Raw genomic sequence first — 16,827 nt, 5'->3', positions numbered from 1 at the left:
ATCAGGGGGGACCTGCGATGAACCATGTCAAAGTGCTCCTGCTCTCCGCCGCATTATGCGTTGGGACGGCGGCGTGCTCATCTGTCGCTCCGTCTCCGGGGTTGCAGCCTGAAGGCAAGGCCCCGGAAGCCGCTGCATCAGAAGAGCGAAATAACGCTGTACCGGCAAAGCAGATGGCGGACCAAACCTACCGAGCATTGATGAACTTTTATTATATCGAAAAAAGCAATCTGTACCTGGAAAATTATACACCTGCGAAGGACGACAAACCGAATTCGTTCCTATGGCCATATTCCACCGTCATTTCAGCCGTTAACGCGCTGGCGAGTATGCCAGATGGCGGCGGCGAGAAGTACCGCGACGATTTGATCCGAGTGCTCGATGGAGTGGAAAAGTACTGGGTATCCGGAGGCAAACCGCCCGCGTATGCCCCAACCGTGCAAAATGGGCGTGGGGGAGGACAAAAATTTTACGACGACAACGAGTGGGTCGGACTCGACATGGCGGATGCTTACCGAACGCTCAAGGATCCGAAGTATTTGAGAAAAGCGGAGGACATTTTCCGGTTTGCCGTCAGCGGCTGGTCGGAGGAGCTGGGCGGGGGCATTTTTTGGCGCGAGCCGAAGCCGAACGAGGAGCGGACCAAAAATACTTGCTCCAACGGCCCGGCAGCCGTGCTGGCTCTTAAGCTGTACGAAGCGACGAAGGACCAATCTTATTTGGAATGGGCCAAAAAAATACTCGATTGGACGGCTAAGCTGAAGTCGCCCGAGAACGTGTACTGGGATCATATGAAGCTTGACGGCAGCATCAACAAGCGGATTTTCACCTACAATGTCGGAACGGTTCTTCATGCCAATGCGCTGCTTTACAAAATAACCGGCGAGAAGAAATATCTTGATGAAGCTAAAGCGCTGGCTGCTGGAAGCCTGGCGCATTTTGCCAAAAAGGACGCTTCCGCTGGAGTGGCGTTCTTTCCGCAAACCCCTTGGTTTAACGTCGTGCTGCTTCGAGGGTATGCCGAGCTGTACCGGGTCGATCCCGCACATGACCGGACATATATTGACGCGATGCGGGCGAATGTTCGATACGCCTGGGAGCACGCCAGAGACCAGAATGGGCTGTTCAGCAAAGATTGGTCTGGCAAAACAGACATAGCGGAACCTCACAAACGGCTGCTGGATCAAGCGCCGATGGTGGAATATTACGCTTTGCTCGCTCAGCTCGAATAGTGAAGCCTGCAGGACGGGAGAATCCCTATGAAAAAAATGACGAGAAGGCAGTTTATCGTTAACGGATCCGCGCTGTTGGCGGCCATGATGAGCGGATGCAGGAAAACCGTCAGCGATCTTGCAGGCATGAAGGAAACGGAAGAAGCCGTTAAGCGTGTGCCTGTCAGACCGACCCGAGACAAGCCGAATCTTCTGTTCGTATTTTTCGACGATGCAGGCTATGGCGATTTCGGAGCTTACGGAAACCGGCAAATTAAAACGCCGGTTATAGACCAAATAGCGCAATACGGGGTTAAGTTCACGCAAATGTATGCCGCTGCTCCTGTCTGCAGTCCGTCCCGCGCCGCCCTGTTAACCGGACGATATGCGCAAAGGGTAGGCATTCCCGATGTGCTGGGACCCGATGCGAAGACGGGAATAGGCAAAACAGAGAAAACATTGGCCACTTATTTGAAGGACCAAGGTTATGTCAGCAACATGATCGGGAAATGGCATCTCGGCTCGCTCCCGCCCTTTTTCCCGACGAAGCATGGATTTGATCGTTTTTATGGCGTCCTGTACAGCAATGACATGGAGCCGTTCGATTTGTACGAGAATGAAGCTATGGTGCAGGCGAACGTAGACAAAACAAAGCTGGCGGAATGGTATTCGAACGAGGCGATCCGATTCATCGAGACGAATAAAGATCGTCCGTTCTTCGTTTATTTGGCGCACAATTACCCGCATGATCCGCAAATGCCTCCGCGGGAGTTCGCCGGAAAGTCGGAAGGAGGCAAATATGGGGACTCCCTCGAAAGCGCCGACTTTTATCTTGGCAAGATTATAGAAACGTTGAAGAAGAACGGCATCCTGGACAATACGATCATCATGGTGAGCAGCGACCATGGACCGGGCCGGCTGGGAAGCACGGGAGGCCTCAGGGGACGGAAGTTCGACGTGTACGAAGGCGGCATACGCGTTCCTTTAGTGGCGCAGTGGAACACGGTGATTCCGCCCGGGACGGTGTCGGGCGAAGTATCCAGCCTCATGGATATCGTCCCGACGATCGTTTCCTTAGCCGGCGGGACGGTGGACAGCAGCCGTGTGGACGGGAAAAACATGTTCCCGCTGCTGCAAGGACAAGGGAGCTCGCCTCACGAGGAGCTTTACTTTTATTATCGGAACAGCTTGAATGCCGTACGGTCGGGACAATGGAAGCTGCATATCGCCAAGGGCACGCAGGGCGATAAGACGGGTATGCCTGAGCTTTACGATTTGGCTGCGGACCCGGGGGAAAAGACCAATTTGGCCTCCAGGCATCCCGAACTGGTGCAAGCTTTGACGGCAAAAATACGATCGTTCGACCAAAATATGAAGCGATAACTTAAGCTGTAAATAAAGGAGCACACAACGATGATGAAATCTTCTGCGGGTAAAGCGGATGAAAGACCGAACATTGTATATATTTTAGCGGATGATTTGGGATATGGAGATCTCAGCTGCTACGGGGCAACTCTGGTTCAAACTCCTCATTTGGATCGTCTGGCTAAGGAAGGTATCCGGTTTACCGATGCCCATTCGCCGTCCGCCGTCTGTACGCCGACCCGATACGGCATCTTAACGGGCCGATATTGCTGGCGCTCCGAGATGAAGAAAGGGGTGTTGAACGGATACTCGCAGCCGTTAATAGAAGAGGGACGAATGACCGTCGCTTCCATGCTGCAGCAATCCGGATATGCGACAGCCTGCATCGGCAAGTGGCACCTCGGACTAGGCTGGACTCAAATCTCCGAGAAGCCGGACGATATCGATTATAACCGTACCCTTACACATGGTCCCGTGCAGCTCGGGTTTGACTATTTTTACGGGATTTCCGCTTCGCTGGATATGCCTCCGTACTGTTTTATCGAGAACGATCGGGTCGTCGATCCGACTATGGTTCCAAAACATCCGTATAACGACTTGCAGGAGAGCCGCGGAGGGCTTATGTCCGCCGGCTGGAAGGATGAAGATGTCAACGGTGTGCATACCGCTAAAGCGGTGGACTTTATTCGCCGTCAAGCGGAGCAGCAATCGGAGCGGCCGTTCTTCTTGTATTTGCCTTTGACCGGACCGCATACCCCTTGGACGGCTGCCGAACCTTTTCGGGGCAAAAGCGGGGTTGGCCGGCGGGGCGACATGATTATGGAGCTCGACTGGACGGTAGGGCAAATAGTCGATACATTGGAGAATCTGGGTATAAGGGAGCAAACCATGATCATCTTCGCCAGCGACAACGGTCCGCATCCCCAGCCTCAAGAGGCGGAGACGTATGGCCATCGTGCTACCGGTCCGCTGCGGGGCATCAAAGCAGGCATCTGGGACGGGGGACATCGAATTCCGTATATCATGAGCTGGACTGGGAAGATCAAACCGGGTCAGGTTTATGACGAGCTGATCGATTTGGTCGATTTTATGGGAACTGCCGCCGCGATCGCTGGCCAGACTTTGCCTGCTCATGCAGGAGAGGACAGCTTCAATCAGCTTCCGCTTCTATTGGGACAGCCGCTTGAACAGCCGATTCGGAAGTATGCCATCCATCATTCCTTGCAAGGGATGTTCTCCATACGCGACAAGGATTGGAAGTACATCGAAGGGAGAGGCTCCGGCGGCTTTGATTGGAATAAGAAGAAGTCGGAGGAATCGGTGGATGAACCTGCTGGTCAGCTTTATTTTATTAGGGAAGATATTGCCGAGCGAAATAACTTATATGACAAGCTTCCTGAAGTGGTGAACGAATTGGGCAAGGTGTTGGATCTCACACGAACACAGAGCTTTACGCGTCCGATCGACAGATCATGATTCCCGCCTAAAGCAAACAAATCGGAGGTAAAAGGCTATGTCACAAATCACGGAAACACCGTTGTCCGTCACAACCTTGATCGAGCAGGTAAGCAGGAAGCTTAGCCACCGCCCCAATATCGTGCGAATGTTCGAGACATGTATTAAGAACACGCTTCATACGACGATCCATCGGTGGCCGGACGGCACAACCTATGTCATAACCGGAGATATCCCGGCCATGTGGCTGCGTGATTCGGCGGCACAGGTTCGTCCCTACTTGACGGTTGCAGCGGACGATGAACAGATTGCCGATATGATTCAAGGTTTGGTAGAGCGGCAATTTCAATTTATCGTTCATGATCCATATGCGAATGCGTTTAACGATTCCCCAAGCGGCAAAGGCCACCAAAACGACCAGACAGCGATGACTCCGTGGATCTGGGAGCGTAAATACGAAATCGATTCCTTATGCTACCCGATTCAGCTGAGCTACTTGCTTTGGAAGAACACGGGACGGACCGCTCAATTTAACGATTCGTTCGTTCGTGCAGTTCGTGAAATTATGGCTTTATGGAAAAAGGAGCAGCGTCACGAGACGGACTCCGATTACAGCTTCCTCCGTATAAAAAAGCCCGGACAGCTGCCGCGTGACGGTAAAGGAAACTTGACGGCTTATACGGGCATGACCTGGTCCGGATTCCGTCCAAGCGACGATCCTTGTCAGTACGGGTATTTAGTTTCTTCCAATATGTTCGCCGTCATCGTTTTGCGTTATACGGTAGAAATCGCGACAGCCATATTGAAGGATCCGGCTTTAGCCGAAGAAGCGATGGAGCTTAGCCTTGAGATTGATAAAGGTATCAAGGAACACGCAATTGTGGATCATCCCGAGTTTGGACCGATATATGCTTATGAGGCGGATGGCCTCGGGAACTGCAATTTGATGGACGATGCCAATGTTCCGAGTCTGCTGTCGATCCCCTATTTGGGTTACGTCTCGGCAGACGACCCGATTTACCGAAACACGCGACGATTTGTATTAAGTGAAGCTAATCCTTATTTCTACAAAGGGCAAGCAGCGGAAGGGATAGGAAGTCCGCATACTCCGGACCGATATATCTGGCATATAGCGCTTGCCATGCAAGGGCTGACGGCCGATCGTACGGAGGAGAAAGAACGGATGTTAGATTTGCTGGAGAGTACGGATGCCGGCACAGGTATGATGCACGAAGGCTTCGATGCGGACGATCCGTACAAATTTACCAGAAAATGGTTTTCTTGGGCGAACATGATGTTTTGCGAGCTAGTACTTGATCTGTGTGATATTGGTGTTAAGAAATAGAGACTATCGATTATAAGGGGATAAGGATAAAAGGAATGACTAGCCTACAAAGTAAGCTTCCTACGGAAACTCGTTCTCGTAATGGCTGTTGTTGCAATGTTAAGGTAAAGCACTTGGCTTCCAGTTGCAGTTGCCGCCGAGATATGTAGTTGCATACGCACGTGTTTTTAATCAAAGTTACTCTAGTATATTGGTTTAGTGGCTCTTAATTGGAGAGCATTCAATCCTACAGAGACCTGCTTTGGCGTACTCGTGCACTGTCGGGTGACAAGAATAATATCTCATTAAATGCCGCGTAAATGGGACTTGACAAAGTATTTATCTAAGTAAAACGCCGATGATCCACCACAATAAATAGTGGATCATCGGCGTTTGTTATTCTAAATATTGTACCATTTAATTGTGTGATGCCATTTGTCAACAGTACCTAAATCGCGGCTTTTTGTGTTATGGGATAAAAAACACAAACGGTGATAGCGCATATGTTTGTATCGTGAAAGCGTATATGTTTGTGTCGCGAGGTCACGACACAAACATTGGTGCATAATCGTTTTACGACACAAACATAGGTGCATAATCGCGGAGATAGAAAAACTTGAATTTGTAATGTTTGTTCAAAAGGCCATTAAGCTAAAGGGCAGGATAGTTCGAATTTATTGATCTTCTTTATGTTCTGGCAGGCCGTGGTGCCGGACATGTCTCGTAATCACTTTCGTTATATTGTGACTCGGAGCAGAATGAAACGGACTAGCGTAATGTCGAACGCTAGTCCGTTTCTGTTTGTTCATTTTTCTCCTTTTTGAGCTGCTTTCGCTCAACGTGGGCCACTCCCCATTGATGTAAGGTTTCCAAAATCGGAGACAGGCTCATGCCGTATTCCGTGATGGAGTATTCTACTTTAAGCGGGATTTGCGGATAAATAACTCTTTTAACGATTTCTTCTTCTTCCAATTCGCGCAGATGGAGCGTAAGCATCCTTTGAGTGATATCGGGCAGCAATCTTCTTAGCTCATTGAACCGCAAAGGTTTACCTTGAAGCAAATGATAAAGGATAATCGGCTTCCATTTGCCGACGATCGAATCCAGCGCCACAACGAATTGACATTGGACAGGATTTTTTTGCATACGTAGGCATCCATTACAGTACCTTTTTTAATACTATATCACATTAATGTGCGTACTTAAAATATGTAAGTATATATAATATGATTATCCTTGAAAGTATAATTATTCTGATTATAGAAGGGAAGTTTTGATTCATGGCAACCGTATTGTACATCACTGCACACCCTCTCGATCCTCAATCATCGTATAGCCTCGCTGTAGGCAAAGAGTTTATCGAAGCGTACCGCGAGGCAAATCCGAAAGATGAAGTTGTTCATTTGGATCTCTACAAAGAGAATATTCCGCAATTTGATGCTGATGTTTTAAGAGGTTGGGAAAATCTTCGGTCGGGTTCATCTTTCGATCAACTGACTGATGCTGAGAAGTCAAAAGTGGCTCGTCTTGAGGCGGTTGTTGATCAATTCGTGGCTGCAGATAAGTATGTATATGTTTCCCCGATGTGGAATTTCATGATCCCACCGGTTTTGAAAGCATACACTGATGCGACTTCAATTCCGGGTAAGACTTCTAGATATACCGAAAACGGCCCTGAAGGTCTGTTGAACGGTAAGAAAGTCTTACACATTCAAGCTAGTGGTTCTGTTTATTCGGAAGGTCCTTTAGCTCCACTTGAAATGGGATACAACTATCTGAATAAGGTTTTACAGTTCTATGGGATTCAATCTATTGAGGCAATTTTTGTAGAAGGAACGGCATTAAAATCACAAGAGCAAGCTCCAGCTATTAAAGAAAAAGGATGCCTAACCAGTCATGAGCGGCGGATTCGCTACTGCCGGTTCCTCGGTCGTGAAAAGTACAGCAGCAAGCGCTCATGACCGCGATATGTCTCAACATAAACAAGATCGCTAATTTCCTAGCCAAGAAGCTGGACAGCCATCGATTCCTTTTCTTTGTACTTTTCTCAGAATAACAACACAACAAAAGCCCCTAGAAACCGGTGCTTTTCCAACAATCTGCGGCTAACTCTGTATTTGTGTTAGTCGTTTTTTTTATGAGTTTGCTGTAATCGTGAAGTTATTATTAAGTTTTTCTCTTTTTTCTGTACGATCCTGGTGACATCCCCGTCTTTTTCTTAAACATCACATTCATATACTCCGCATTCAGGAAGCCGATTCGCTCTGCGATGATGGGCAGTGTAAGCTCCGTTTCCGACAGTAGGTGCTTAATCAGCTTCACTTTGACCTCGATGATTTCCTCGTGCGGGGTCCGGCCGAGTAGCTTGCGGAAACGACTTTCCAGCACACGCCTCGATACGGGAATATACCTTAAAATATCCTCTACTTTAATATTCTCGTACGCATGATTGCGGATGAAGCGAACCGCATCGGAAACAAACTTATCCTCCATGGCGACTACATCTGTAGACATTCGTGTGACAATATCGATGGGTTCGATGAGGTAAAGCTCCGGCTCGATCGTTTCTCCTGACATCATCCGGTCAAGGAGCGACGCAGCCTTATAGCCTGTACTTAATGTATTGGGCATGACGCTGGACAGCGGCGGATCGGAGAGATTGCACAGCAGTTCGTCATTGTCAACGCCGATGACGCTCACTTCGTCAGGTACCGCTATTCCGGCAAGCCGGCACGATTCTAGCAACTTGTGCCCCAAAATATCGTAGCAAGCCATAATACCGATCGGTTTGGGAAGCGATGACAGCCATGTGGCCAGATTCTTGCGGTCGAGCAGCCACGATTGGGAATGCCCCGTTTCGTAAACATAGCACGAGAAGCCCGCCTCCCGGACAGATTGGGAAAAGAATGTGGAACGCTGGTTCGACCAGGCGAAATCTGTGTCCCCACAATAGCCGAACTGTTTGAACCCGCGTTCCATCAAGTGCTTTGCAGCGATACAGGCGATCGATTCGTTGTTCGTCTCCACGCACGGCAGCCCGGGTAGAAATCTGGAGGTACTCAAGTTGACCGTAGGGACGCTCAGGCTCCGGACTGCTTCGGCAATTTCCGGGGTTTCGATTCTAGCGATGATACCATCCCCTTTCCAATCCTGCAACCAGGACAGATCGATGTGCCCTCTGCTTTGCTCACCGAGGTAAATGGACCAGGGTTTATGCTCCCGGATGTACGATTTAATCCCCCGGAGCAGGCCTCGCGCATATTCATTCGACGTTTCCACGATCAACGCGACATGAGTGTGTTTTTCGAAGCGGGAGGCGGCGATCGCACTTTCTTCTGTAAAAAAAACCATTTTCATTCACTTCTCTTTCCCCTGGTCGATAGCGGAACCCATCTATCCCATATATCTCTATTTATTATTGCATCGCTTTCATTGTCAAGGTTAAATAACTCAAGGTCTGGGAACTTCTATTAGTAAAAAAAAATGATCTATTAGGAAGGTACGTGGATAAAGTGTATGCTGGCAAGCATGGGAACATTATTGGGGTTCAGTTAGGAGGATATATTGATAATTGGCTTTATATGAGCAACATCAAGCGCACGATAGGGGAAGTAACAGGCTGTTTTCAGGAATATAAATTTCCACTATGTCTGGTTAATGCCGCCGAAAGCGGTTAAAAATTTCATTGGCAGTTAACGCTCTCAATGGAATAATTAAGAATTGAATATTGAGTATTTCTATGGCTCCTCAGTATATTTACATAATATCGCGATGTTAAATATCTCAATAACAAAGCGAAAAAACTCATCGACTTGCGCGCTTCATTTCACTATAGTAAAAATTAACCTAATCGATTCCAAAGTTAATCATATGGAAAGAAATTCCCCACTTCTTCCATATGAAAGCGCAAACAAATATATGAATCGATAGAAGGAGGTTATTGGTATGAGCCAACCCAATATTGTCGTTATTTGCAGCGACCAGCATCATCCACTCGTAACGGGTTACCGTGGGCATACCTTTGTCCAAACGCCTCATCTAGATCAGCTTGCAGCAGATGGTGCTTATTTCAGCAGAGCGTACAGCAATTGCCCGGTATGTACGCCGAGCCGGATGAGTTTCATAACCGGGAAATACCCGCATCAAATCGATAGCTGGTTCCTCGGTTGTCCCTTGGACCGTAAGGAAATGACATGGTCCCGAAAGCTGCACGAGGCGGGAATCCCTTCGACTATGTTTGGAAAAATGGACTTTTGCGGCGACTACCAAGATGGAGGATTTACAGATTATAAAATCATCAAAAAACGAGCCGCTTTTAACCCGTATCCGCGGACCACGCCGCTCCCCTCGCGTTTGGAAGGAAGCCTTCGAACTCAGAAGCGCATTCTTATCGAGAAAGCTGGATATCGGGATGAGACAGTATCGTTCGAACCCCGCAAGGACGGTGGTGAAGGGTACAACCTTGCCGTAGGCTTTTACGATCATGATAAGCAAGTAACGGACTGGGCTATCGAATTTGTGAAACAAAAGGGACAGGAATCAACCAAGAAACCATGGGCGATGTATATGGGCTTCATGTTCCCGCATTGGCCTTTCATGGTACCAAAAAAATATTTCGACTTGTATTACCCGGATCGCGTCGCGATTCCGCATGATGCCCATTTTCCAAATGAAAATCTTCATCCGCAAGTACGCAATATGCAAAGAGCACTCGATCTCGGATCGCTTTCGGAACCGATGTTACGCAAAGTAATCTCCGCGTATTATGGGATGATTACCGCTCTGGATGAAAATATCGGAAGGCTTGTAGCCGAACTGAAGGCGCAAAACCTTTATGATGACACGTATATTGTGTACATGTCTGATCATGGTGAAAACTTGGGGGAACACGGGTTGTTCTATAAACAGTGCAGCTACGAAGGTTCTGTTGGTGTGCCTTTGGTATTAAAAGGACCAGGTGTGCCGGCTGGTCAGCGTATCGATCATCCGGTTACACTGGTGGACTTGTATCCAACGATCATGGAAATTATGAATTTGGACACTGAATCGGATCGCCCCGGACAAAGCTGGCTGTCATTGCTTAAAAACAACAACAAGGAACGAAAGGATTACGCTTTCTCGGAATATCACGGTAATTTCTTCAAACAGGATTGGTACATGCTGGTGCGCGGCGATTATAAATATACATACTACGTAAACGACAGGCCAAGCTTGTTCAATGTGAAAGAGGATCCTCAAGAGCTCCACGATTTGGCGAATGATGAACGATATGTAAGCGTATTGAAAGATTTTGAGTCCAAATTGCGTGAAGTCGTTGATCCGGAGAAAGTGTCGCTTCGGGCGAAGAAGGATTTGGGCTTGATTGGAAAGGAAGGGGAAGATTATACCCTTACCTTGAGCGAACCGCAGCTCAAGGAATTGATCAAGCAAGGCGTCTTTCAGCACGAACCGGAATTCCCAAGCTGGCCAGAAAGCAACGTTAACCCATAGTTCGTAAACATGTAACACCAGAAGCAGGTTTGTTATTCGACGGTTTCTAGGTTGCATACCGAGTTCCTTTTTTCTTTGTCTACCAATGTTAGAATACATAACCTTTTTAAGGGGATGAATTTAAATGAAGAAAAGATCGGTACTTGTCCTATCAACCGTGCTCTTCGCTTTTATTCTCGAGGGTTGCGATAGTAAAGCAAGTGACACGCCCGTCCAAGCGGGGGCACCTAAAGAGCCGGTGACACTGGTTGTATGGAGTCAGCAGCCCGACATTCCGTCAATTGAAATGTTTGAGGAGCTTTATGCGAAACCGGTTCACGCCAAATATCCCTATATCACTTTGAAATTGCTTCAAGCGAATAATGATCCTCTTGACAAACTGGTTACCCTAGGTGAAATTCCGGATATGTTCATCAACTCGCTGCTTAATTTCAAGAATATTCGGGACGTGGGACTGCTGTACGATCTTAGCCCACTGATCAAAAAGTATCAGTTTGATTTGAACCGAATTCAACCGGGATTAATCAAACAGGTGCTGTTGACCAGTGATAATGGTCAAATCAATAGCATCCCGCACTATCTCAATTTCAATGCGCTATATTACAACAAAGACCTTTTTGACAGATTTGGAATCGGGTACCCTCGAGACGGAATGAACTGGGATCAGATTCTCGATCTGGCACAAAAAATGACAAGAACCGATGGGGGAGTGAATTATCGGGGATTGGATCCTGAAAATCTCGACCGGTTGAATTATATAGTGGGCAATCTAGGTGCTTTAGTCGATCCCAAGACGGATGAACCGCTGGTTGAGCAATGGAAACCGGCTTATGAAATGTATGAGAGGATACTCTCGATTCCGGGAAACAAATTGCCCGAATTCAATTCGTCTATGGATGTCTTCTTGAAAGATAAAAATGTTGCGATGAGATTATCGTACAGCCAATTGGACAGTCTCGCTAAAGTAACGGATTTGAACTGGGATATGGTCACGTATCCGATATTGAAAGATCGTCCTGTTCCTAAGTCGGTGGCAGGTGGAAAGGGACTCATGATTGCCAATACCTCCAAGCATAAAGAGGATGCCTTTCTCGTGATCGAAACGATTCTGTCTGAAGAAGTTCAGAAGGAATTCATGCGTAATGGTCAATTATCTACGTTGAAGGACAAATCAATTCAGGCAGAATTCGGAAAGAAACTTCCGTTCCTGAAAGGGAAAAATGTTATGTCCATTTTCAAATATGATTCGGGCTGGTATGCGCCAACGCCATATGATGGCTTCGTCTCAGGTATTCCCAAGAAACATGCCCTTGATATGTACAATGGAAAGAAAGACATCAACACAGTCATTCGGGAAGCAAAGGAAGAAATGACGAAGATTATCCAGGATAAAATGAAAAAGTAGGTAGTTCTTCGCATAAAGGAATGGAGATGATGTCATGATCCGTGTCATCATATGGAATGAGAATGTTCATGAGCGAACGAACCCTGAAGTCGCCCGGATCTACCCGAACGGCATTCACGGAGCGTTGGCGGAGGGGCTCAAGCGGAATGACTGGAAGATCTGTACAGCGACGCTGGAAGAGCCGGAACACGGACTGACCGAGGATACGCTGAACGATACGGACGTTCTGATTTGGTGGGGCCATATGGCACACGGTCAGGTTATGGACGAGATCGTGAACCGCGTTCATCATCGGGTGCTGCAGGGCATGGGTCTGATCGTGCTGCATTCGGCCCATGTTTCGAAAATTTTCAGAAAGCTGATGGGCCGTCCTGCAACCTCAAATGGCGAGAAGCGAACGAGCGAGAACGCATCTGGATCATCGATCCTGCGCATCCGATCGCTTCTGGTCTTGGCCAGTATATCGAGTTGGAGCGCGAAGAGATGTATGGCGAAGATCATGATATTCCGGCGCCTGATGAGCTGGTGTTCATCAGCTGGTTTGAAGGCGGTGAAGTGTTTCGAAGCGGATGTACTTACCACCGCGGTCAGGGCAAGGTTTTTTACTTCCGTCCTGGTCATGAGACGTGTCCGACCTACCATAACAAAGAGGTACTTCAGGTCATCGAGAACGCCGTGGAGTGGGCTGCTCAGAAACATGGGGCAAGGCCAGTTTACGGCAACGCGAAGCCGCTTGAGGAAATCAAGACAAAGATCTAGCGTAAACGGAACGATCGGCCGTGGCCCCCTATTGCGTTTTTTTTCCACGGGTGGACGTAAAGATATAAATGAGGAGGAGCCATACATGAGAAGTGTGGTCATCGTAAGTTCTATTTTTGATCGAACATGGCCGTATGCGGCTGATCATTTTCATTCGCTGTGGAGGGCACAGGGGGAAGTGGGGTTCATTCGTCTGGAGGAGGGTGATTCCCGTCCGGCTGGCGAGATCATTGCAAATTCGGATACCGTAACACGCCTCGTTTTATTATGCGTGCCGGTCACACTGAAGTGTCTACAGAGTTTATCTGCTTTGAAGGAAGGCGCATTTTCAGCAAAATATGCTCACAATCTGACCGCAGAATGTGAGGAATACTTGAAGCAGAAGGGAGTAAAGGTATATGGACATCCCAGCGAGGGTTTCTGGGGACAATCCGTCTCCGAATTCGCGCTTGCCTTAACGATATGCGGGCTGCGCAGAATCCCGCAAACGCATCATGAAATCATCACCTCTCATGCACCATGGAAATTCAGTCCACCCAAAGAGGACAATCGTCCGGTTGTTCGTGGCGAGCAGTTTAGTGACGATTACCGATTTACAAATGGCACGGTTGCCGGGAAGCGGGTCCGCATTGTTGGAGCAGGCAATATTGCCAGCAGATACGCGAGTTTTGTGCATATGCTTGGTGCTGACGTTGCGGCATGGGATCCCTTTGCCAGTGAACCATGCTTTCACCGTTCCGGTGCCCGAAAGGAATATCACTTAGAGGAACTAGTCAAGGATGCAGATATCTTTGTGCCCATGGTGCCCTTGACCGAATCAACAACAAGACTCGTTACAGCAGAGCTGATAAATTCTCTTCCAAGCGGGTGCTTGGTGGTCCTGTCGACCCGAGCCAAAATTTGTGACACGGAAGCTCTTTACGAACGGGTTTTTCGCGATGAGATCAGCTTAGCCGCGGATGTGTTCGATGTGGAACCACTACCGCTTGCTCATCCGCTGCTTGGCAGGCACAATGTCGTTCACACTCCGCATAATGCCGGAAGAACGACCCATGCAAATCAGCAATGGGCGGAGTTACTGGCAAAGCAGTTCGAGCCACAAGGAGAAAGGAAGTTTTTACAATGAATAGAAAAATAAGAATGGCTATCGCTGGCCTCGGATTTGGAGCCGAATTTATTCCGATTTATCAAAATCATCCGCACACGGAGATGTATGCCATATGTCAGCGTTCCAGTGATAAACTGAAGACGATGGGCGATCACTTCGGTATTCCGGTACGATACGCCAGCTTTGAGGAAATGTTGAAAGATGTAAAAATTGATGCCGTCCATATCAACACCCCCATACCTAATCATGCTGAACAAAGCATTGCCGCACTGAATGCAGGTAAACATGTGGCCTGTACGGTTCCGATGGCGACTTCTGTTGAGGATTGCCGAAGAATTGTAGAGGCGCAGCATGCCTCCGGAAAAAACTACATGATGATGGAAACCGCCGTTTACACTCGTGAATTCTTGCATGTAAAAAAGCTGCGAGACAGCGGTGCGCTAGGACGCATCCAGTTCTTGCGAGGTGCACATCAGCAGGAAATGGCCGGCTGGCCGGGATATTGGGAGGGACTTCCTCCGATGCATTATGCTACACATGCCGTGAGTCCGCTGCTTGCTTTGGCGGAAAGCGAAGTGGATTTTGTATCTTGCTTCGGCTCAGGACGTATAGCTGATTGCCTTATCGAAAAGTACGGATCTCCCTTTGCAGTGGAATCTGCCTTGTTCAGGTTAAAAAATAGCACGCTGGCGGCTGAGGTGACCCGTTCTTTATTTGAAACCTCCCGCGAATATATAGAAAGCTTCGATATTTATGCCGACACTATGAGCTTTGAGTGGCAGCGGCTGGAGGATGAGGATCCGGCTCTCTTTACCGGGGAAGATGGGAAAAGAGTGAAAATTCCAGATTACGCACACCTGCTTCCGGAAAGCATTCGAAGGTATACGACGGAAGGCGTTTACGATTCACAGGAGAATCAACATTTATCCTTTACACAGGGCAGCGGGCATGGAGGATCTCATCCACATCTTGCGAACGAATTCGTCATGAGTATTGTCGAGCACCGGGAACCTTATCCGAATGTCCTTACCTCAGCCAATTGGACGTGCGCTGGAATTTGCGCCCATGAATCCGCGATGAAGGGTGGGGAAATCGTCAAAATCCCGCAGTTTTAATAAAAAGCATGGAGGAAAAACAATGCTAGCATCAAATATCTCAGTTGTATTCTAGAAATAAAAATATTTAGGATTAGCTTTGGCTAACTTCGTTGTAATACACGGGATTTGGGAATCGGGGATATTTGTTCTTATCCAAGAGTATTATCAAGGCCAGCAGATACTACCCAAATCGATCTTCGATGAAGCAGTAAAAGTATTACTCCAGCAAGCCTTAACGAAACCTTACCACGAAATGGATTTTTTTGGTGGGTACTGACTCGGAATTGGGGTACAACTGTCAAAGGGGTGTATTCTCTCGGGATATACGGGAGTGCACTGTTAGTTATACCGGAATATACCATAGTGGCTGTACGAATGAATCCGAGCGAAATTCAGTAGGTTATGATTAAGAAATAAAAAAACATTCGGAAACATGGTTTATTGGGGGCAGTGAACTGTGTCATGTCCCCGTTCGCCCAGATCTTCAATCACGTGGATACGGTAGAGCCTTTGTTTCATTTTTTTGTATAGGCTATGTTAAATCATATTGTTGATATTTGATAATTACGAACGCTTGTTTTATAAGACGTATTCTTACACCCAAATTGGATGATGCAATCGGCAATTATTTGTCCGCATCGAATGTGCCTTGTACCGACTCATGGAGGGCATTCAGTTCCTATGCAAAATCGAAAAGTTTAGACCACTACCGATTTAAGTCCGATGGAAAACAATGTGTTAAAGGGGTTTTATCACATTCAAAATGTAAACAACTATCATACCGATTGAAACGTTGGATTGATCGTTTTAATGGGGTTGCAACCAAGTATTTATTTGGCGTGGTTCCGTTACTTGGATAGCAAGGATTATGAGAACACTGCGTCCAATAAGAAAAATATGTTAATCATATCTTGTCTATTTACTGTAAATGAGTCAAACTCAAAACTTCGAAGGTTGGCTTTTTCTTGATAAACAAACGGGGAATATTGAACAGTGCTTAAACTTACCTTAATACAAAGACAGCAATTAAAAAGAAATCTCATCTCAATATGTGTGCTAATATTTAAAAATTAGTAACACAATTATTAGGTGAAGGAGAAGATTACCTTGGGACAAAACAATGATAATCTACCAAATCTGGAACTTAAAAAATTTGATAGGTTAATCGGCACATGGAATGTCAACGGTCCAATTGTTGCAGGTACAGTGAACTTTAAGTGGTTAGAAGGTGGTTTTTTTCTTGTGCAAGAAGTTGACATGGACTATGAAGGGCGAAAGATCAAAGGGGTTGAGTACATTGGCTACGATGAATCAAACAGAATCTGTTCTTCCCATTTCTTCGATAACGTTGGTCATGTTTTTACATACGATTGGGAGATAGATGGTAACGATATCACAATCTGGTTTGGTCGAAAGGGTTCAAATAATCGATTTAAAGGTAAATTTAGCGAAGATGGGAATTCATACAATGGTACGTGGGAATGGCCAGGTGGAGGGTATGGGGCAACCCTCACAAGAGTAAATTAGAAGAAATATGATGGGTTAACCAGTAATGGATGGTTAAAGTGGTTGAAATTAATTGGATAGCTTAAACGTTGTTAATGTATAGGTTA

At 47.1% G+C, this 16,827-nt stretch carries 12 protein-coding genes and 2 pseudogenes; 12 read left to right on the top strand and 2 right to left on the bottom strand.

Annotated features, from left to right (window positions below; genetic code table 11):
• Window positions 1-17 precede the first annotated feature (17 nt).
• The 4 genes from ACFQI7_RS33365 to ACFQI7_RS33350 are packed head-to-tail and all read left to right on the top strand — an operon-like array spanning window position 18 to window position 5,376.
• Entirely contained in the window at window positions 18-1,232 is a 1,215-nt protein-coding gene (locus ACFQI7_RS33365; RefSeq protein ID WP_218101948.1) for a glycoside hydrolase family 76 protein, read from the top strand.
• Between the two features lie 27 nt (window positions 1,233-1,259).
• The gene (locus ACFQI7_RS33360) at window positions 1,260-2,594 is read left to right on the top strand and encodes a sulfatase family protein (protein ID WP_218101949.1); all 1,335 of its coding nucleotides are present in this window, start codon (window positions 1,260-1,262) and stop codon (window positions 2,592-2,594) included.
• 30 nt (window positions 2,595-2,624) lie between these two features.
• Window positions 2,625-4,052, top strand: a complete 1,428-nt coding sequence (locus tag ACFQI7_RS33355; RefSeq protein ID WP_218101950.1) for a sulfatase family protein — start codon at window positions 2,625-2,627, stop codon at window positions 4,050-4,052.
• Between the two features lie 37 nt (window positions 4,053-4,089).
• Window positions 4,090-5,376, top strand: a complete 1,287-nt coding sequence (locus ACFQI7_RS33350) for a glycoside hydrolase family 125 protein (RefSeq protein WP_218101951.1) — start codon at window positions 4,090-4,092, stop codon at window positions 5,374-5,376.
• Between the two features lie 765 nt (window positions 5,377-6,141).
• Here ACFQI7_RS33350 and ACFQI7_RS33345 read toward each other — a convergent pair.
• Window positions 6,142-6,501 (bottom strand): winged helix-turn-helix transcriptional regulator, encoded by a 360-nt coding sequence (locus ACFQI7_RS33345; RefSeq protein WP_218101952.1) that lies wholly within the window; start codon window positions 6,499-6,501, stop codon window positions 6,142-6,144.
• Between the two features lie 134 nt (window positions 6,502-6,635).
• Here ACFQI7_RS33345 and ACFQI7_RS33340 point away from each other — a divergent pair, with 134 nt between their 5' ends.
• Window positions 6,636-7,316: an NAD(P)H-dependent oxidoreductase gene (locus ACFQI7_RS33340; protein ID WP_218101953.1), complete on the top strand. Its 681-nt coding sequence runs from the start codon at window positions 6,636-6,638 to the stop codon at window positions 7,314-7,316.
• A 205-nt stretch (window positions 7,317-7,521) separates the two neighbouring features.
• Here ACFQI7_RS33340 and ACFQI7_RS33335 read toward each other — a convergent pair whose 3' ends face one another.
• Entirely contained in the window at window positions 7,522-8,712 is a 1,191-nt protein-coding gene (locus ACFQI7_RS33335; protein ID WP_218101954.1) for a XylR family transcriptional regulator, read from the bottom strand.
• A 588-nt stretch (window positions 8,713-9,300) separates the two neighbouring features.
• Between ACFQI7_RS33335 and ACFQI7_RS33330 the strand changes: the two genes are divergently transcribed.
• From ACFQI7_RS33330 to ACFQI7_RS33300, 7 genes and pseudogenes are all read left to right on the top strand, one after another.
• Window positions 9,301-10,845, top strand: a complete 1,545-nt coding sequence (locus tag ACFQI7_RS33330) for a sulfatase-like hydrolase/transferase (protein WP_218101956.1) — start codon at window positions 9,301-9,303, stop codon at window positions 10,843-10,845.
• Between the two features lie 124 nt (window positions 10,846-10,969).
• Entirely contained in the window at window positions 10,970-12,250 is a 1,281-nt protein-coding gene (locus tag ACFQI7_RS33325; protein WP_218101957.1) for an ABC transporter substrate-binding protein, read from the top strand.
• Between the two features lie 34 nt (window positions 12,251-12,284).
• Window positions 12,285-13,009 (top strand): annotated as a pseudogene (locus tag ACFQI7_RS33320) (ThuA domain-containing protein).
• Window positions 13,010-13,094: 85 nt separating this feature from the next.
• Window positions 13,095-14,135 carry an NAD(P)-dependent oxidoreductase gene (locus ACFQI7_RS33315; RefSeq protein ID WP_218101958.1) on the top strand — a complete coding sequence of 347 codons (1,041 nt, stop codon included), beginning with the start codon at window positions 13,095-13,097 and terminating at the stop codon, window positions 14,133-14,135.
• Window positions 14,132-15,232 carry a Gfo/Idh/MocA family protein gene (locus ACFQI7_RS33310; RefSeq protein ID WP_218101959.1) on the top strand — a complete coding sequence of 367 codons (1,101 nt, stop codon included), beginning with the start codon at window positions 14,132-14,134 and terminating at the stop codon, window positions 15,230-15,232. The genes ACFQI7_RS33315 and ACFQI7_RS33310 overlap by 4 nt, the downstream gene beginning before the upstream one ends.
• 587 nt (window positions 15,233-15,819) lie before the next feature.
• A pseudogene (locus tag ACFQI7_RS33305) lies at window positions 15,820-16,142 on the top strand (IS1595 family transposase); the annotation flags it as partial.
• Between the two features lie 179 nt (window positions 16,143-16,321).
• Window positions 16,322-16,741, top strand: coding sequence for a DUF1579 family protein (locus ACFQI7_RS33300; protein ID WP_218101960.1), 420 nt, complete (start codon window positions 16,322-16,324; stop codon window positions 16,739-16,741).
• Window positions 16,742-16,827 lie beyond the last annotated feature (86 nt).

The sequence above is a fragment of the Paenibacillus allorhizosphaerae genome, assembly GCF_042659105.1.
In the GTDB taxonomy this organism is placed as follows: domain Bacteria; phylum Bacillota; class Bacilli; order Paenibacillales; family NBRC-103111; genus Paenibacillus_G; species Paenibacillus_G allorhizosphaerae.
This window is presented reverse-complemented; position numbering and strand designations above follow the sequence as displayed.